General features: G+C 67.5%; 17 protein-coding genes and 1 pseudogene. 5 read left to right on the top strand and 13 right to left on the bottom strand.

The genetic code is table 11. The features are described from left to right. The first annotated feature begins 120 nt into the window (after window positions 1-120). The 4 genes from ACTWJ8_RS31975 to ACTWJ8_RS31960 all read left to right on the top strand — a co-directional run bounded on the left by ACTWJ8_RS31975 (window position 121) and on the right by ACTWJ8_RS31960 (window position 4,210). On the top strand, window positions 121-981 hold the full coding sequence (locus ACTWJ8_RS31975; protein WP_443261059.1) for a DUF317 domain-containing protein: 861 nt from the start codon (window positions 121-123) through the stop codon (window positions 979-981). A gap of 19 nt (window positions 982-1,000) precedes the next feature. Next, complete coding sequence (locus tag ACTWJ8_RS31970; RefSeq protein WP_443261058.1) at window positions 1,001-1,864, top strand: DUF317 domain-containing protein; 864 nt, start codon at window positions 1,001-1,003, stop codon at window positions 1,862-1,864. A 312-nt stretch (window positions 1,865-2,176) separates the two neighbouring features. Further along, window positions 2,177-2,521 carry a hypothetical protein gene (locus ACTWJ8_RS31965; RefSeq protein WP_443261057.1) on the top strand — a complete coding sequence of 115 codons (345 nt, stop codon included), beginning with the start codon at window positions 2,177-2,179 and terminating at the stop codon, window positions 2,519-2,521. A 408-nt stretch (window positions 2,522-2,929) separates the two neighbouring features. Beyond that, window positions 2,930-4,210 carry a NucA/NucB deoxyribonuclease domain-containing protein gene (locus ACTWJ8_RS31960; RefSeq protein ID WP_443261055.1) on the top strand — a complete coding sequence of 427 codons (1,281 nt, stop codon included), beginning with the start codon at window positions 2,930-2,932 and terminating at the stop codon, window positions 4,208-4,210. Between the two features lie 49 nt (window positions 4,211-4,259). On the opposite strand, the gene ACTWJ8_RS31955 is transcribed toward ACTWJ8_RS31960, so the two are convergent. The 11 genes and pseudogenes from ACTWJ8_RS31955 to ACTWJ8_RS31905 all read right to left on the bottom strand — a co-directional run bounded on the left by ACTWJ8_RS31955 (window position 4,260) and on the right by ACTWJ8_RS31905 (window position 11,990). Next, complete coding sequence (locus ACTWJ8_RS31955) at window positions 4,260-4,865, bottom strand: DUF6461 domain-containing protein (RefSeq protein WP_443261054.1); 606 nt, start codon at window positions 4,863-4,865, stop codon at window positions 4,260-4,262. Window positions 4,866-4,991: 126 nt separating this feature from the next. Continuing rightward, window positions 4,992-5,093 (bottom strand): annotated as a pseudogene (locus ACTWJ8_RS31950) (MerR family transcriptional regulator); the annotation flags it as partial. Window positions 5,094-5,149: 56 nt separating this feature from the next. Next, window positions 5,150-5,569 carry a hypothetical protein gene (locus ACTWJ8_RS31945; RefSeq protein ID WP_443261053.1) on the bottom strand — a complete coding sequence of 140 codons (420 nt, stop codon included), beginning with the start codon at window positions 5,567-5,569 and terminating at the stop codon, window positions 5,150-5,152. 79 nt (window positions 5,570-5,648) lie between these two features. Next, window positions 5,649-7,367 (bottom strand): relaxase/mobilization nuclease domain-containing protein, encoded by a 1,719-nt coding sequence (locus ACTWJ8_RS31940; protein ID WP_443261052.1) that lies wholly within the window; start codon window positions 7,365-7,367, stop codon window positions 5,649-5,651. 2 nt (window positions 7,368-7,369) lie between these two features. Further along, entirely contained in the window at window positions 7,370-7,993 is a 624-nt protein-coding gene (locus ACTWJ8_RS31935; protein ID WP_443261051.1) for a MobC family plasmid mobilization relaxosome protein, read from the bottom strand. Beyond that, window positions 7,990-8,214, bottom strand: coding sequence for a hypothetical protein (locus ACTWJ8_RS31930; RefSeq protein WP_443261050.1), 225 nt, complete (start codon window positions 8,212-8,214; stop codon window positions 7,990-7,992). Before ACTWJ8_RS31930 ends, ACTWJ8_RS31935 begins: the two co-directional genes overlap by 4 nt. Window positions 8,215-8,293: 79 nt before the next feature. Continuing rightward, a complete protein-coding gene (locus tag ACTWJ8_RS31925; RefSeq protein ID WP_443261049.1) occupies window positions 8,294-9,304 on the bottom strand; it encodes a DUF2637 domain-containing protein in 1,011 nt (336 codons plus the stop codon). Continuing rightward, on the bottom strand, window positions 9,301-9,888 hold the full coding sequence (locus ACTWJ8_RS31920) for a WhiB family transcriptional regulator (protein ID WP_443261048.1): 588 nt from the start codon (window positions 9,886-9,888) through the stop codon (window positions 9,301-9,303). Before ACTWJ8_RS31920 ends, ACTWJ8_RS31925 begins: the two co-directional genes overlap by 4 nt. Window positions 9,889-9,982: 94 nt before the next feature. Next, the gene (locus ACTWJ8_RS31915) at window positions 9,983-10,693 is read right to left on the bottom strand and encodes an ATP-binding protein (protein ID WP_443261047.1); all 711 of its coding nucleotides are present in this window, start codon (window positions 10,691-10,693) and stop codon (window positions 9,983-9,985) included. Then, entirely contained in the window at window positions 10,693-11,628 is a 936-nt protein-coding gene (locus tag ACTWJ8_RS31910) for a hypothetical protein (RefSeq protein WP_443261046.1), read from the bottom strand. Before ACTWJ8_RS31910 ends, ACTWJ8_RS31915 begins: the two co-directional genes overlap by 1 nt. Window positions 11,629-11,630: 2 nt before the next feature. Beyond that, window positions 11,631-11,990 carry a transcriptional regulator gene (locus tag ACTWJ8_RS31905; RefSeq protein ID WP_443261045.1) on the bottom strand — a complete coding sequence of 120 codons (360 nt, stop codon included), beginning with the start codon at window positions 11,988-11,990 and terminating at the stop codon, window positions 11,631-11,633. Between the two features lie 507 nt (window positions 11,991-12,497). On the opposite strand from ACTWJ8_RS31905, the gene ACTWJ8_RS31900 reads away from it, so the two are divergent. Further along, window positions 12,498-13,415: a helix-turn-helix domain-containing protein gene (locus ACTWJ8_RS31900; protein ID WP_443261044.1), complete on the top strand. Its 918-nt coding sequence runs from the start codon at window positions 12,498-12,500 to the stop codon at window positions 13,413-13,415. Window positions 13,416-13,440: 25 nt separating this feature from the next. On the opposite strand, the gene ACTWJ8_RS31895 is transcribed toward ACTWJ8_RS31900, so the two are convergent. Together ACTWJ8_RS31895 and ACTWJ8_RS31890 are read right to left on the bottom strand one after the other, a co-directional pair. Next, window positions 13,441-14,625, bottom strand: coding sequence for an amidohydrolase family protein (locus ACTWJ8_RS31895; protein ID WP_443261043.1), 1,185 nt, complete (start codon window positions 14,623-14,625; stop codon window positions 13,441-13,443). Continuing rightward, window positions 14,619-15,782 carry an MAB_1171c family putative transporter gene (locus tag ACTWJ8_RS31890; protein ID WP_443261042.1) on the bottom strand — a complete coding sequence of 388 codons (1,164 nt, stop codon included), beginning with the start codon at window positions 15,780-15,782 and terminating at the stop codon, window positions 14,619-14,621. Before ACTWJ8_RS31890 ends, ACTWJ8_RS31895 begins: the two co-directional genes overlap by 7 nt. Window positions 15,783-16,009: the final 227 nt, after the last annotated feature.

The following is a 16,009-nucleotide window of genomic DNA, read 5'->3' as shown; positions in this document are numbered from 1 at the left end:
CCCGACGCACGAAGGTGGCCCCATGCCGACCCGCAGATCCCCACTCCACTTCCCTGCCTGCGCGAAGGCCGCCCGATGCCGCGCGGGCGCCCGAGCACCCCCACCCCCGAGGCCCCTCTCATGCCCCCACTCGACCTTGAGACGCTCGCCCCCGACACCGAGGTCCTCGTCTCCCCGGTCTACCTAGCTGGACCTGGCTCGCGCACGCCAGTCCTCGACGTGCTGAACAACGCCCCCGGCTGGACCAGGACCACACCGTTCGACACCACCGATACGTACTTCACCAGCCCCTGCCAACGCGCCCGGATCGCCAACACCACCGACAGCTACTTCGGCGGCTGGACCATCACGTACGCGGAGGACCCGCTCGGCGTTCCAGACTGGATCACCACATTCGATCGGAAAACCCCTCAAGAGATCGTCGCCTGCTTCACCTCGACACTCGTCGACAGCCTGCCCAGCAATTTCCGCGACTATTTCAGCGACGGCCCGCATTACCCCGGGACCGGACACGAGGAAGTCTTCCGCCGCCACAGCTGGCAGCTCGTGCGCGGCAGTCGCCCCTACTGGAACATCTCCCCGGACGGATACGCCGGCGTCCGCACCCGTAGCGGCTGGGTCCACGAGTACGACGAGCTCCTCTCACCGGCCAAGTCCATGTGGCGGCTCTCCGCCGGCCTCGACCCCCGGCTGACGCCAAATTGGCGGGCCTTCCTCACCCGAACGACGCTCCCGCACCTGCGGGCCGCCGCCGCAAACGTCATGACCAGCAGCGACGCCGTTGTACGCCGCGTCGGGGACATCCCCGAGCTCCACCGCGCCCTCGTGCATGTACGCCTCGCAGCACCGACACCAACCACTCCCCTCAACCGTGCGGCCTGGGACCACAGTCCCCACGTGTCACAGCTCCATACACCGACGGCGTCACCAGCCCCCGTAGATCCGCCTCCTCAACGCGGCCGTTCTCGCCGTCAGCGCTGATTGATATCCGGAGCCCACCATGCCCTCACGTCCGCCTGACGGCGACGTCCTCGTCTCCCCGCTCTACCTCGCCGGCTCCACACACACCGGCGATCCAGCTCTCCAGCCGCTTCTCGACTGCGGTTTCGGCCTCACCGGCGACGAGTACGGGAACGTCTACGTCAACTCTCCGGACCAACGCTTCAGGCTCGGCTACATGCCGGAAGGCCCGGACGACCCCCTCTGGAAGATCACCGCTCAGCGGACCCCGTTCGCCGAGCCGGAGTGGATGGCAACCTTCGACTCCCCCACCCCCACCGAGCTGGTCAGCGCCTTCACCTCTACACTCGCCGCGCACTACCAACACGACCCGAACACCGACCTATTCGGTCCGAGCAGCCCAGCACAGGAGGCATGGCTCCCCCTGAAGAATGCCGGTTGGCGACACAGCAGTGCACGCCCGACCACGTTCTTCACCGCGCCCGACGAGCTGGCCGGCCTCACCCACTCCGGCAGGTTCCTTCCTCGACAAGACGAACTTCGCGGTGAACGGCAGCGGTGGCTCCTGTGGGGCGGGGAAGACGGCTACCTCGAACGCTGGTACGCCACCTTCACCTCCGGCGTCCCGACCGCGCTCATCGCAGCAACGGCCACCCGTCTTGCGGACCCGAACCCTGTACTGCGTTACGAGCGCGAAGTGCCCAGCCGAAACCGCTGCGCCGCCCACATGCGCCCCACGCCGCCGCCAACTCCAACCCCTTTGGACGTACGACGTGTTGCTGCTGCGCGCGCCCGGTCCCTGAGCGTTCACCAGGCCGCCGCGCATCAGGTGGAACCGGTGACCTCCAGCGCCACCTTGCCCACCCTCCAACACGGCTGGCGCTCCGCTGCTACCCGCATCTGACCCCGGCGCATCGGTGGGGCGTCACCCACGGGCGCTCCGCACGCCGACTACTCCTCGTACTGCACCTTCTCCACCGTCGCTCCGAGGGCCACCTCGGACACGCTTCCCAGGGCAACCAAGGCACTCTCTGTTGCAGTGATGCGAGCGACCCGCCCCACCCAGTTCACCCACGGCAGACACACATCGCCGCTCAGGACTGGAGAGCCGCTGCTCAGGCATGCCAACGTACGACTGCTTGAACAACCTGCAGGTCAACGAAGGGACCCACCTGCAGTCAGGCCCGGCCACCGGAGGCGGTCCCACGCTCGGCGTATGTCCCACTCCGGGCGCCGTTCCCTCTCCAGCAGACCGATCCCTTGGCACCGCCCGCCTTCGAAACCCCGTGGCATCGCCCTGGCCTACGACTACTCGATCTTGGAGGCCCTCGTGCCAAAATCCCTCACCGTCGGACAACTGCTGCACCAGCTGCGCACCCTGGATCCGGATCTCCCCATCTACCTCGCCATCAACCCCGACTGGCCATACGCACACCGAACCGGCTACGTCATTGAGGACCGTCACCCGTCCGGAACGGGCGCCGTGTATATCGCCGAGGACGGACAAGCAGGAGTGCTGTGCCCGGGAGTTCGCGGGCAGCTCGACTGGTCCCAGGCGTGAGCCGAGCGGCACCAGGCCGCGGCCGCGCTCTGCCCCCGGAGCCTCTGTTGAGCGAGCGTGGCGTGACCGGCTCGCCCCATGAGCGGAGCCCACAACTGACGTCGTTGCGCTCAACCCTCGACCGTCGATTTCAGTCAACCGTTCCTACATGGCAGCGTCGGTCACGACATTGACTTTGCCAACATATTAGGCCTAGCGCATATGCGTTTTACTGCATGATTCGGCGTCTGTGGGGCGAGTGGTCGACAAGCGCTTTCTGGCCATGTAGGCGATAACTCGAATCGGATCGGTAAATTCCGGACGTAACTTGCCTCCCCAGATCAGGCCTCGATACCGACGAGGCCGGAGGGGGAGACGAGCTTCGTGAGACATAACAACCGAAAAGGATCGCGGCGAAGTATCGCCGCGATGGCGTTCTCCGCGCTGGGGACACTGTCCCTGTTGACGGTCACCGTGCAAGAGTCGAGTGCCGCACAGGTCGCCGCCGAGGTGCGCGAGGTCGTGCCGAGCGCCGCCGGTCAAGCGCCCAGCCTGGCGCAGGGTGCAGGCGTGGACCTCGCAGGGCAAACCTGCGACGACGTAACACCCCGCATGCTCAGTTCCGTTGCGCGCACCGGCGAGGACAAGATCCTTTGTCTCAAGGACGCGAAACCGGCTCCGGAGGCGACCGCGAAATCAACTCCCGCGCCGCCGCAGGTCCAAGACGCGCGTGGCGTGTGTGACACCCAGCCGAACCGGTACTTCTACGACCGGTTCACCGGCTGTGTGAACACCAAGGTCGGGTACGAGGTCATTGACACTCGTACCGGCAAGGTGACTGGTACCGCTAGTTTTACAGCCATCCAGGATGTGACGCTCCAGACGAGTGACTCCATGTGGCACTCCGAGGTGTCTCTGCGCCTGGACTCCGCGACCGGATCGGCTACGGGGCTCACCGCCGCTTGGCGAACCACTTGCGACTCCTCGGCGTGCACCAGTGGCGACGACGCATGGACGGGATCGCAGCCCATCAGCGTGGGCAAGGTCCTTGATGGTGCCACGACGCTGACCTGGGCGGCCGGATCCGGCATCAACCAGCAGAAGTTCGGCTTCAGGAACACCATCACTATCAACGCGGGCGGCGCCGTGCTGATCAACCCGGCGTGGTTCGCGTTCCCTCAGCAAATCCGATGCGACAACGACTTCGGATCGGGAACCAGGATGGGCTGCGTGTTCCCGGACTACATCCCCACGCTGGACATGGCGATCACGCACGCCGGTCACGCAAATGTTGGTTGGTCGATGAACAACCTCATCGACAAGTGGGGCTGGCAGGGAAAGGGGCAGCCCCTCACCCGGGAGAAGGACCAGTCGGTCCGGGACCAGAACCGCGCGAAGATCTGTGAGGACGGCACGTGGAAGGCCATGCCTGACCCCGTCCCGACCGACTCGTGCGACGAATTCGCTTTCGCTGCCACCAACCAGAGTGGCGGCCAGCTCGGGCTCACCGGCAAAGACTGCGCCCAGATCCGGCCCGCGCAAGAGAACGGCCAATGGGTCGTGTACTACTACGGGTCGGTGAGCAACAAGCGCTGCACGATCGGGCATGTCCCGTTGTCCGAGAACGTGTCCGTGGGCGGTTCTCTGTCGAACTTCTACCAGGGCCAGCGGGTCCTCGACGACGAGAAGTTCTGGCTATACGTTCACTAGTCCGTCTGCGTCGCGCCGCCACTGTCTCGGTGGCGGCGCGCCTGCGTGGTCAGACCCTCTCGTACGGGGAAGGTCCTTCCGGCCCACGGTAGAGGGCAGGCATGCGGCCGGAAAACAGGGCGCCATCCGGCATCGGCTGAGGGATTTCGACGCCAGTGAGCTCGAAGGAGAGCGCGCGGCCTCGCTCGTCCTGGGCCACCTCGGCATCGAAGCAATCAGCGCGCTCCATGGCTGCGAGCAAGCGATCCGGTTCCTCGCCCCGCCGACGCTGGGGAGCCATCAGTTCGACCCCGGTCACCTTCCGCCCGTTCTCCCAGTACTCGAAGACACACAACGCGCCCATGCTCGCGTAGCAGACCACGCTGGACTGAGCCGATGCCTGGCGAAGTCGCGCGTCATGCAACGGTGAGCCGCTTAATGGAACGAGGCAGTAGGCCCAGTCGCCTGCGGCCCCGGCGAAGGCAGCGCTCCACACGTCGTGCTCTTCCATGCCTTGGTAGAGGAGCGAGTCGAACTCTTCCATGTCGTCCACCTGCTTGACGCTCGCCGAATCGCACCCCAGCCGCAGCAAAAGAGACCGTGCGTCAGGTTCGCTGGAGAACACCAAGCAATATGCCAGCCACTCGTCCGCAATCCACTGGTTTGCTTCAGCCACGACTGTCATTCTCCTCGTCGGCAAAGTGAGTAACGAGTCGAACCATAGTGCGGTGACCGCCCTCGCACGGCCAACAGGGTTCGACTCGTCAGAGAGCCTTGCAAGCTTGTGCAAGAGGTCCATCTACTCCGGGCTGGACCCCCGCTTCGCCACCGCTCGTAGTCCAGCGCGCCGCAGACGCAGGATCCGGATCTGCACGTCCAGAGCGTCGGCATGCGCGCCCGCTATCAGCGGGGATATCCCGTGTCCGCCCGCAGGGAGCCGACCAGACTGGCTGCAGGAAGCTATGCGTGTCCGCCGTCAGCGCCTGCACGACGTGCCGAAAGGTAGGTGCCGGCGAGAGCGCCGTCGTACCCCATGGCATGAGCAGCAGCCTCCAAGCTCGGGTGATCGCGACCTCCTGCTTCGATCATGGACTCATAGTCCGCGCGGGACAGTTCGGGCTCAACCCACTCGTGGGCGCACCGGCAGCGGATGCGGATCGTGCTGCCGTCGCAAATCACCATCCAGTCGCGACGCGCCCCACAGTTCGCGCACATCACGAGGATGCCGGTGATGTGGATTTCCTCTGGGTGTGTAGTTGCACGTAGGCGTACGACGCCGTCACCGAGCTGTGTTTCCTGTTGCAGCCGGAGCAGGGGGTCCTCGGACTCGTCGGCGGCCGGCGAAAGGCTTCTCGGTGCCTGGACGTCTTCACTGAGCATCGTCTTCGTTCTCCTCGTCCTCTTGTTGACCAGCCGTAACAGGAGTCGGCCGAGCATGTCCACCCCTCGCTGCCGACCGTCAATGCCGTGGTCCGAGGCGGTGCCGGGACGCCTCCTTCGAGTAACCGTGACTTGGAGATGACACCGGCGTGACTCGGTGTGGTGCCGACACGCGGGCCGGTGTTGGCGCGGCGGGGAGCTTGGCGATACGACGCAGACGCCAGACGAGTACGTCGGTGACGCTGTCCGCCGTGTTCAACTCTCGCCATTCGATGGATTGTTGAAGCAGGGCCTCGGCATCGAATCCGGCTCGTTCGGCCTGGGCGAGCGTGGCCATGAGTGCGTCCCATCCCGCTTCAAGCTGGATGTGCGAAGTCTGTTCGGACAGCGCAGCTTGGAGGGTGTGGTCGTACCGCTGGCGCTTAGGCACGGGCAGTCGGCGCCCTTGCTCATTCAGCAGGGTCATAGGGTCCGTAGCCGCGATGCGGTAGGCCACCCGCAGGTGCTCGGCGGCTCGCTGAGCGGCGGCTGCCTGCTGGGCATGACCACGAGCGGAATGCCACCGGCTGGCGGCGATGGCAGCTAGCACCATCGTGGACAGGAGCATCGCGGTGGCGCCGCCGTCCTCGCCCTTGCCCAGGGCTCCACCGGCGCGGACGATCCCGCGCGCTGCGGTGCGCAGGGCTCGGTGGTCTGCGTGTTCGGCGCGGATGTGAGAGCGAGTGGCGCGCTCGAAGGCGCGGGCGGCCGAGGCGAGTTCCTTGTGAGTGGAAGACGTCGGCGCGGTCTGGGCGACGGCATCGAGGAGTTCTCCCATACCGACGAGTTGAGCCGCTCCGACCGTATCGTCCTCGCCGTATAGGTGCGTGGTCGCCTGCTCGGTGATGTGAACGGCGCTGCGGCGGGCCTGGGCCGGGCCATCGACGAGCCGCACCGCGGGAGAGTCTTGCTCTTCAGCCGGTGCCGCCTGCAGGCGGCACCGTATCTGCGGGAGGGAGAGGTCCGGGGCAAGCCGGGAGCCTGGGAACCAGATGGGTTGGCCGTCGCGATTCCGGTCGCCGGGAAGGGCGACCTTGTATCCGAGGGCGTCGCCGGAGGGAGCATGGCGGACGTCGAGGCGAAGTCCTGCTTCGGTGAGGCGGCGGAAGAACTCGGCCTCATCGGCTGCACCGGCCAGGGCCTGGCGGACGTGCTCGCGGAGGGTTTCGCGGGCCGGTTCGGGGCGGCCTGTGCGTTCGGCCTTGGCGCGTTCGGCGCTGGTGGGGCGCTGTGCGGCGGTGCCGTCGCCCCCGTTGAGGATCTGAAGGCCCCATTCCTTTTCGATCTTGCGGCATTCGGCCTGGGCTCGAATGCCGTCCTTGTTGCGGCGGGGGCTTCGCCCGTCCTCGCGCTTGAGGGTGGCCACGATGTGGATGTGGTCGTCTGCGTGGCGGACGGCGACCCACCGGCATGCCTGATCGTCTCCGTATTCGGCGATGCCGGTGGCGTGGACGATACGGCGGGAGACCTGAGCCCACTCGTCGTCAGTGAGGTGTCGGTCGCCGGGCGCCGTGCGGACAGGGCAGTGCCACACGTGCCGGGCAGGGCGTCGGTTCTTCGGGACAGCGAGGACAGGCAGGTCGAGTCGGTCGGTGAGCTGCTTGAGGGTGGCGGTCGGGTCGCGTCCGGGATCGGGAGCGAGTTCCGGCACCCAGGCCGCGACAAGGTGTGGGTCGATGTGTTCGTCGCGGCGTCCGGGACCGTAGAGATAGGCGAGCAGGCCGTACGTACGGCCACCGGTCGAGACGTCCGGGACCACGCCTACCGCCGAGCCAGGTCGATGGCCGCGGCTTCGACGCGAGCAGCGGCGCGCAGAACGCGAGCCACTGCGTCATCGGTGTATTCGACGTGCCCACCGGAGTTCAGGACGCGGGCGATCTGATTGAGGTTGTTGCCGACACGGGCGAGTTGGGTGCTGGCCGCCATCAGTTCCTCGACTCGGCCGCGCTGGTCCATGAGCCACGTCTTCGGACCGCCCTGAGCTTGGGCAACCGCGACCGCAGCATCGACCAGGAAGCCGGCGGTCTTCAGGCCGACGGATTCAGCTGCGCCTTGGACGAGTTCGAGTTCCTCGCCACTCAGGCGGACGCTGCGGACGTGGTCGCGGTGCGCGCTCTGGCGCAGGCGGTAGCGCGTCCGCAGGGCGGCAGGCCGTTCGTCTTCTCCCTCTCGTCGCGAGCCGCCCTCGGTCGCAACCCCTGAGCCCGGCGCCCCCTGGTGCCGGGCCTCCCCCGCCTCCCCTGAGGCGGGGGCATGCCCTTTCGAAACTCCTTCGCGGCCCGTGGCAGCGAAGGAGTTTCGAAAGGTACAGCTTGCTCGGCCTCGTGAGGGGGTGGCGTCCTGGTCCGTATCCATGAGGGTGACGGGCGGATCGGTATCGGTCATCGGGGCAGCTCGGAGGGCTTGCCGCGTACGTCGCACAGGACATCGGCGACGTAGTCGAGGACGAGGACGGGGTGGTGGAGGGTGCGGGGCGTGCTTGTAGATGTGCGCCGCACGGTCCATGCCCCTTCAGGGCCTGGCTGCGCGTGGTGCAGGTGGCCGTACTTGAGGAGTACGGCGATCCATGCATCGGCTTCCGAGTTGGTGGCCGGGGTGGTGCGCATACGTGTCTCCGGTTCGCGTAATGGTGTGGCGCGCGGTCGGCAGAGTCCCTGCACGGATGGCGCCGAGTGGGGCGGCCGGTCAGTTGGGCCGGTTGTTGTCCGAGGGCGCGGCTTCGTGCCGGAGGAGCCGCATCAGTTCGGTCAGTCGGTCATTGCCGAGGCCGAAGTTGTGACCGCGAATGGCGTTGCCGACGACCTGGCGGGTGAGACGTCCGGCGGCGTCGACCGCGGGGCGGGCGATGGCAAGCAGGTCCTCGTCGGTCACCAGTGTGCTCTTCGGGTCCCGGGTGTCCGGACAGTTGGTGTCCCCGGTGTCCGGAACGTTCGCCGACGTCTTCGCCACGTGCCGCGCTCTGACCGGCCGCGGTCTGGTTACATCCTGTCCGACCAGGTCAGCGGCTCGGTCATGCTGGTCCGGCTCCGCTTCACCTGCCACGTCCCGCGTGTGTCCGACCGTCTCGTCCGAAGGTGTCAACGACTCAATGTCCGTGGGCTTTTCGGTGGCCGCACCGCCCGTGACCGCCCGGCGTCCGGTGTCCGTCGTTTCATCTCGACCACCGAGTTCCGCCCGCGTGGACACACTCTGCGCAGGATGGCCGGTGTCGTGTTCCGTCCGGACAATCCACCTGTCCGCGGCGGTGACCGGTTCGGTCTCGGTGACGCGGCGGGCGATGAGGATGTACAGGTGGACCGCACCGGCCAGTGCAAGCGGAGCGAGTGTGGACAGCACGCCCACGGTTACGTCGCCGAGCCGAAGACCGGTGCCCTCGGGTTGAAGCTGGTTGAGGCGGACGGCGTGCAGCGCGTTGGCCCAGATGCTGGCGGCGGTCGCGGTGCCAAAGAGCAGCCACACGTAGCAGCGGGCAGCGAGCGTTGCGGTACGCAGCACCAGCAGGGCGCGTACTCCGTAGGCGATGAAGCCGTCGATGACCAGAGGGAAGACGAAGGTCAGTGGACCTCGGATATGGATCGCCGTGGCCATCTGCTGGAGGGTGTCGTATGACAGCGCGCACCCGGCGCTACCCAGGGCGACGATCGCGGCGCGGTCCCAGGTTGATATCCGGGCCGGATCAGGGGCTGGCTGGGTCACGCGGCCCTCCCCAGGTCGTCGCGTTGCCGGGTGAGAGACGCAGGCGGCGTCGGTCGCTCGAAGCCAATCACCGTGTCGGTCCTGTCGAGTTGTGTCTGCTCGACTGTCCGGTTGCGGAGTTCCCGGCGCGTTCGGCGGTACAGCTTGTCCGCGTGTTCATGGGTGATCTTGATGAGCCAGGCGAGGCGTTCCGACGGGATGTCGGCCTGGTAGGCGGCGCGGACGACCGCGCGGCGTTCGCTCTTGGTGAGGTGGACATCGCGGCCTGCCAGGGTGGCGTTGACGCGGGCGTAGTCGAGGCGGTGTTCCAACTTGCTGTGCAGGGGCTCGCGTTCTTCTTCGGTCATGCCGCCGCGGATGCCTTCGCGGTCGCCGTTCTCGAGTGCGGCGTCGAGGCAGGTCTTGCGGACCGGGCATTGGGCGCAGAGGGACTTCGCTTCGCGGATGCGGTCCATCTCGTCGGGTTCGGGGAAGAAGAGGTCGGGGTCGACCTCGTGGTGGTGTGTCGGGTGGCAGGCGGCGTGTGCGTGCCAGGACTGGTCTCCGAGGAGGCGCGGTTCGCTGGGCTCGGGGGTGTGGTGCATGGGGGTGTCTCCGTTCGCCCCAGGGCGATTTGGGCAGGTCGCAGCTCTGGGGTGGTGCGTGCTGGAGGCGAACCGGCCGGGTTCGCAGGATGGCTCAGAGGGGCGCGGCGGCGCGCAGGCGCTCGGCGGCGAGGTTCCGTCTGCGGTCGGGGCCGTCGAGGATGACCTTGTCGGTCATCTCAGTGAGCCGGGAGGCCGCTCTGTCACCGATGTGGGCGCGGAGGCTGGCCATACCGAGGTTGGTGGTGAGGAGGGTCGGGAGCATCTCGTTGTAGCGGCGGTTGATCAGCCGCATCGTGATCTCCTCGGTCCATTCGCTGCTCTTGGCCGCGCCGAGGTCGTCGATGAACAGGAGCGGGCAGCGTGCCAGGTCCATGAACTCGCGCTCGCCGTCGTGCCCTTGGCGGGGACGGAGCTCCGCGTACAGGTCGGCGGCTGTGATCGCCTTCCACCGCAGCCGGACCCCGGCGATGAGCAGCGAGCGGATCGCCCCGTACGCCTGGTGGGTCTTGCCGGTGCCGGTGGTGCCGGCGATCAGGAGGGAGCGGCCCTGGGCGATCCCGGGGAGGCCGCCGGGGCCGGGGCGCCCTTCCTGGGCGACTTCCCGCACCCAGGCCGTCACCGCGGGGTGCTCGGCGAAGGCGCTGCGGTAGCGGGCCGGGATGCGGGAGTCGGCGGCCTGCAAGGCCGGGATGGGCTCGGGCCGCTCGTCAGGGACGGCAGCGGGGTCGATGCCCTTGGTGGTGAGGATGTTGGCCAGGCGTCGGGCCAGTCCGCCCACGGGCTGCGCGTCGTAGTCACGCATCACAGCTCCTCCGCATAGGCGGCGACAGGGTCGGCCGGGTTGGTCCAGGGCCGATGGGCGGGGAGGTTAGGTGCCGATCCCGGCCGGGCCAAACCCTCGGCGGGGGCGTTCATGGCCTCGTGGACCAGGCTCGGCAGGGTGCTCGGGTGGAGGCCCTTGGCCCGGTGGCGGGTGAGTCCGGCGCGGATGTGCTCCGGGGCGATGCCCTCGACGAGGAGCTTGCTGACTTCGCGGCCGAGGTGCCCGAGTACGTCACGTGGCGGCCGGTGTGCACAGGCGGCGGTGTACTCGGCGATGAGCTGGCGAGCGGAGACCGTGGAGGGTGCGGGGACGTTCGCGTCCCCCGCAGGGGTAGTAGTTCCTAGATCCAGGTTCCTAGGTCCTAGATCCGGGTGGTGAGGGCTCATTGCGGGTTCTATGTGCTCTCCATGAGCACTCACTGAGTCCTCACTGGGAGCCGTTTTACCTGCACGGATGCCCTCCTCCCGGCGGGTCGCCCCTTGCAGATGTGATCCCGCATTGAGTGCACCGTGAGGCCGCGTTGAGGTTTCGGTGACACCTCCCGGCACTGTTGTCGCGCCGGCCGCAGTGTCGTGGTGCGGGCAGTTGGGAGTCCGTACGCCGCTCGGCCGGTTGATCTTCTGGTGCTTGGCCCAGTTGACGATGTGCAGGTAGGCCTTGCCGTCGCCTCCGGTGAACCGGCAGATGAGGTCTCCGGAGGCCAGCTGGATGAGGTCGTCCTCGACACCCACGGGCCCGTGGTCAGGACGCAGCGACCACAGCGCGCCGGCGATGACAGCAGCCTGGTCCCGGAGTCGACCACGGTCGTCGACCTGTGTGAGAAGACCGAAGAAGGTGCGCTCGGCGCTCAGGGAGACCGCAGCAAGGGACTCTGAGACGAAGGCCTCGGGCTTGATGGTCCGGATGCGCGCCATGGTCAGCGGCCCCCACGGGCAGCGAGATGCTCGCTCGGTGTGCTGCGCAGCGAGGCGGTGCGCAGGTCGAGCCGCTGCTCGCGACGCCAGTTCGCTTCGGGGTAGCAGCGGATGATCCAGCGTGCGGCTATGCGCGCTCGTGCCGCGTTCAGCGGGATGCGTCGGCCGTTGGCATCCCATGCGCTCGCGTGGGGGCTCGGCCAGGCCCTGCCGGGCTCGCGGAGCGTGACCTGGAGGGCGGTGGCACCGGGGACCATTTTGGCCAGCTGTACGGCGAGCCGGATGTGACAAGCGCCGGCCATGGTGGCGCCGGGCTCGGGGGCGTCAGCAGTGAGCGCCCCGCCTGGGCTGTGTGCGGGCATGCGAGAATTCCTCACTCGTAGGTGGAGTGGGCGGCCGTTCTCGTCGAAAAGGCCAGCGGCCCGCTCCGGTTATGAATCCGCCCCCTTCATGGGGTGGCGGCCTCGGCGTCCAGGAGGTGCGAACTCCTGGGCGCCGGTTTCTTTCTCCCTGGCCGGGAGGCCGTCATCGGCCTTCGGGTAACTCCACACCGTCTCCTACGCGTTGGGGCGAGCGCCTGCGTTACCCGCCGAGGGACCAGCAACATATGCATGACGCCTTCGACGCTCCAGCGGATAGCTGCTGCTGATCCACTTCGACACCGACTCGACATCTCCCTGCTCACACCTGGCACACATCGCACCCAAGCGACTCCCGACTCTCACCGGAGGCGCCGACGTCGCGGAACCGCGCGCGGCCGTGCGACATGGGCAAACAAGGGGCGAAAGGTGTACGTTGAGCACCTCGGTTCGCCAAACTGAATCTATCCCGGTTTGGACGCCGGATCAACATACTGAAGTTTCCGCGATTTGAGCAATCAGCTCAGGGAGAGCCTGACGATGGCGCCACGCCACTTCGACCGCGACCGCGTGCGAACGCTGCGCCGCGCGCGGGACATCACCCAGAGTGAACTGGGCGATGCGGTGGGCGTCGGCGATTCCACCGTGGCCAGCTGGGAGGCAGGCTCCTCGACACCCGACGGCGAGAAGCTTCCCCTCCTCGCCAAGTTCTTCGGCCTCCCGCTGGATGAGGTCTTCCCGCGCCCTGCCGGGGAGCTGCCGGATCTCGCGGACCTACGCTGCGACGCCGGCTTCAGCCAGTACCAGACCAGGGAACTCATCGGCACGAAGAGCTCGGGGCCGGTGGCGAACGCGGAGCGTGGCAAGCGTCGACTCAGCGAGAAGTTCCAGGAACCCCTGGCGAAGGCCTACGGAGTGACCCTGGCCGAGCTGCTCGCAGCGCAGGAGCGATCCTTCGGGAATCAGGTGCCGACTGCCGCCAGCGCGACGGTGGTCCCGCGGACGGCAGGCGAGAAGATCACGTACCTGCTTGAGCATTCGTATCCCGGGACGCAGACTCCCCCGTCGGATGCCGAGATCGCGCAGGCCGTCAACGAGCACGCGGGCGCCGAAGTGATTTCGGAGGAAGAGGTCCGGGAGCTCAGAACGGGCGGCTCCAGCCAACTGTCCCCGATCATCGCGGACGGCCTTGCCGACCTGTTCGGCGTCTCGCCGCTCTACTTCCAGTCCGACGACACGGTCGCCCGCCAGGTAGTCGAGGGACTGCGCATGCTCGCCGCGGTCCGCACTGGTGCCGTGGGTCGGGTCGCCACCCGAGGACTCGGCCCCGAGGGCATGTCGGACGATCTACTTGCCTTCCTCAACCACGTTGTCGAGGAGATGGCCGACAGAGAAGTACCCGGGGCTTCGGACGGCCCCGGGCACTGAACAACTCTTCGTTGTCTTCTACGAGTTACCGCTTGATCTCGACGCGCCTACCGGCCGCGATCACGGTCTCCACCGACTTCAGCGCATCGAGCTCGGCGAGCGGGTCCCCGTTGACGACGAGGACATCGGCGCTGTAGCCCGGCGTCAGCTGCCCGGTCTCGTCGTGGAGGCCGAGCGCTGCGGCAGCCTCCAAGGTGGCCATCTCGAGGATCCGCTCGTTGGCCAGGCCCAGGTGCTCATAGAAGCCGAGGCTGGACGTCAGCCCGTCGAAGCCGGCGCGCTGTACGCCCGCGTCGGTTCCGGCGATCAGCCGGGCACCGGCCTCGGCCATCTGCCGCACCACACCGAACATGGCCTCGGCCCGCTCGGCACCGAAGATCTGCGGCAGCATCCGCCAGTGCGGACTGACCGCCGGGCACACTCGGATCTGCTTCTCGATGATCTGGGCGAGTACGTCGTCGCGGACCTCGAAGCCGTCGGGCGTCATCCAGGTGCAGTGCTCGATGGTGTCGACGCCGGCTTCGACCGCGGCAACGATGCCCTCGGTTCCATGCGCGTGCGCGGCTACCGGGAGGCCGAGGCGGTGGGCCTCGTCGACGAGCGCGTTCAACTCTTCCTCGGTGAACTGCGATTCCCAGCTCTTCGCACCGCCCTTGGTCAGGCCGCCGCCGGTCTCCATGACCTTGATGACCTGGGCACCCTCGGCGGCGTTGCGCTTGACGAGTGCGCGCACCTCGTCCACACCGGTGACCTCGCCGCCGAGGAACCAGCAGTGGCCACCGGGCGGGGTGACCGGGGTCGCCGCCGACACGACGCGCGGGCCGACTGCATCGCCTACGGTCACCGCCTGCGCGAGGCGGATGGCGAGTGCGTTCCGGTCGCCGAGGTCGCGCGCGGTGGTGACGCCGATGTTCAGCAGCTGCTCCGCTCGCTGCCGCATATCGGCGAACAGCGCCTCGTCGTCCTGGTCTTGGAGCGTGGCGACGGGGTCCGGGCCGGCGTCGAAACAGAGATGTACGTGGGCGTCGATCAGGCCGGGCAGGATGGTTCCGGAGCGGTAGTCGAGGCGGGACTCGTCGGGCTGGGCGTGGCGCTGGACCTCCTCGCGCGGGCCGACGCAGGCGATCACACCGTCGCGTACGAGGACGGCTCCATCCGGGATGACCTGGCGGTCCGCTCCGGCCAGGACCTGGGCAGCAGTGATCAGCATGGGGTGCGGCTCTCTTTCTGTTGCGGAGAACATCCACTGGCCGAACGCAAGGCGTCAGACAGGACGAGGAGTTGCTGGATGTCGGCGTCGCGGCTGCGCTGTCCGGGAATGGCCGCCATCGGACGGGCGGGCGCGAGCTCGGCGCTCGGATTCTTGCGGCTGCGTACGGCATCGCGCAGGTGCTGAGCGACGAGCTCGGGGCTCACCTCGTGCCACGGCCGCTCGCTGGTCGAGTTGGCAGGCAGATAGGGGCTGATCTCGACGAGTCCGTCGCGGCATTCGACGACACGTCGATGGTGTCTCCGATGGACACCACGCGCTCGCCATCGGTCGCGCCTCGATCCCGAATCGACCGCGAACACAGCGTGTGGCGCGGCTTCCGCCATCAGCTTCCAGAGGGGTTCGAGGCGGGCATGCTCGCTCCGGCGTCGCAGCCACAACCGGCACAGGGAGATCCTGGTCCGCACGCCGGAGTACGTGATGCCGAAGACGAACAGCAGGACCGACAGGGCAAGGACGACAGCGACTGCCGCCACCACTGTGCCCGGTACGGAACCGCCACCCCACCGGATGCCGACGATGACGGCTCGGACGGCACAGGCCGCCGCCATCAACACCATGCCCACGCCTGCCGTCCAGAGCCCGGTCGAGTGCGGCTTCGCCGACATACGTGCGTAGCGGCGAGTCCATGTGCCGGCGGCCACCAGCGCGTACATGAGGTAGACGCCGGTCAGCACGTAGAACAGGGCGACCTGCGGCACCGTCATGTCAGTTGTGGCGAAGCTCCCGGCCAACGCCTGGTGCGGCACTGTCACGGTCGCCGCGGTGATGACCGAGCCCACCGCGACAACGAGAACCGCCTCCAAGCGGGCTCGATGCCGACTGGCACGCTCATCGGCGGCCGCGTACAGGTAGAAGCACATCAGGAAGTACACGGTCGCAAGAAGCAGGAGGTTCTGCACGAGTTTCGCAGCGCCGTGTCCGGCCACAGTGTTGAAGCCGGTGGCACCACCTGGCATGGCCAGTGGGTAGGACAGGGCGGCACTCGTCAGGCACAACGCGACGGAGCGCAAGGAGCGGTCCTGCGGGGCTTTCGCCCACTGGTAGAGCTTCCACACGACCGCTGCGGTCAGGCCCGTCAAGAAGAGGACGGCCACCTAGAGCCACCCCCGGTGGCCCTCAAGTGCGGACTGAACACGTCGCACCGCCAGGTCAGGGCTCCGATGGTTTGGCGTGACATGGTCGAGAACGGATGCCCACTCCCCCACGATCGTCGCCACGAGCTCCGCCTCTCGCTCCTCCTCGGTGTCGTACGAACACCGAAGGAGCGCACGCCGGATCGCGTCCGGCCCCAGACCCGGGAGCAGCGATTCCCACACTTCCG

The sequence above is a fragment of the Streptomyces sp. SDT5-1 genome (assembly GCF_052245995.1).
Taxonomy (GTDB): domain Bacteria; phylum Actinomycetota; class Actinomycetes; order Streptomycetales; family Streptomycetaceae; genus Streptomyces.
Note: the sequence above shows the minus strand (reverse complement) of the source record. Positions and strands in the feature narration are given on the sequence as shown.

What these genes read in the sequence shown, in the direction of transcription:
- ACTWJ8_RS31975 (WP_443261059.1), top strand. Translation starts at nt 121, where the DNA reads ATGCCCCCACTCGACCTTGAGACGCTCGCCCCCGACACCGAGGTCCTC.
- ACTWJ8_RS31970 (WP_443261058.1), top strand. Translation starts at nt 1,001, where the DNA reads ATGCCCTCACGTCCGCCTGACGGCGACGTCCTCGTCTCCCCGCTCTAC.
- ACTWJ8_RS31965 (WP_443261057.1), top strand. Translation starts at nt 2,177, where the DNA reads ATGTCCCACTCCGGGCGCCGTTCCCTCTCCAGCAGACCGATCCCTTGG.
- ACTWJ8_RS31960 (WP_443261055.1), top strand. Translation starts at nt 2,930, where the DNA reads ATGGCGTTCTCCGCGCTGGGGACACTGTCCCTGTTGACGGTCACCGTG.
- ACTWJ8_RS31945 (WP_443261053.1), bottom strand. Translation starts at nt 5,569, where the DNA reads ATGCTCAGTGAAGACGTCCAGGCACCGAGAAGCCTTTCGCCGGCCGCC.
- ACTWJ8_RS31935 (WP_443261051.1), bottom strand. Translation starts at nt 7,993, where the DNA reads ATGACCGATACCGATCCGCCCGTCACCCTCATGGATACGGACCAGGAC.
- ACTWJ8_RS31930 (WP_443261050.1), bottom strand. Translation starts at nt 8,214, where the DNA reads ATGCGCACCACCCCGGCCACCAACTCGGAAGCCGATGCATGGATCGCC.
- ACTWJ8_RS31920 (WP_443261048.1), bottom strand. Translation starts at nt 9,888, where the DNA reads ATGCACCACACCCCCGAGCCCAGCGAACCGCGCCTCCTCGGAGACCAG.
- ACTWJ8_RS31915 (WP_443261047.1), bottom strand. Translation starts at nt 10,693, where the DNA reads ATGCGTGACTACGACGCGCAGCCCGTGGGCGGACTGGCCCGACGCCTG.
- ACTWJ8_RS31910 (WP_443261046.1), bottom strand. Translation starts at nt 11,628, where the DNA reads ATGGCGCGCATCCGGACCATCAAGCCCGAGGCCTTCGTCTCAGAGTCC.
- ACTWJ8_RS31905 (WP_443261045.1), bottom strand. Translation starts at nt 11,990, where the DNA reads ATGCCCGCACACAGCCCAGGCGGGGCGCTCACTGCTGACGCCCCCGAG.
- ACTWJ8_RS31895 (WP_443261043.1), bottom strand. Translation starts at nt 14,625, where the DNA reads ATGCTGATCACTGCTGCCCAGGTCCTGGCCGGAGCGGACCGCCAGGTC.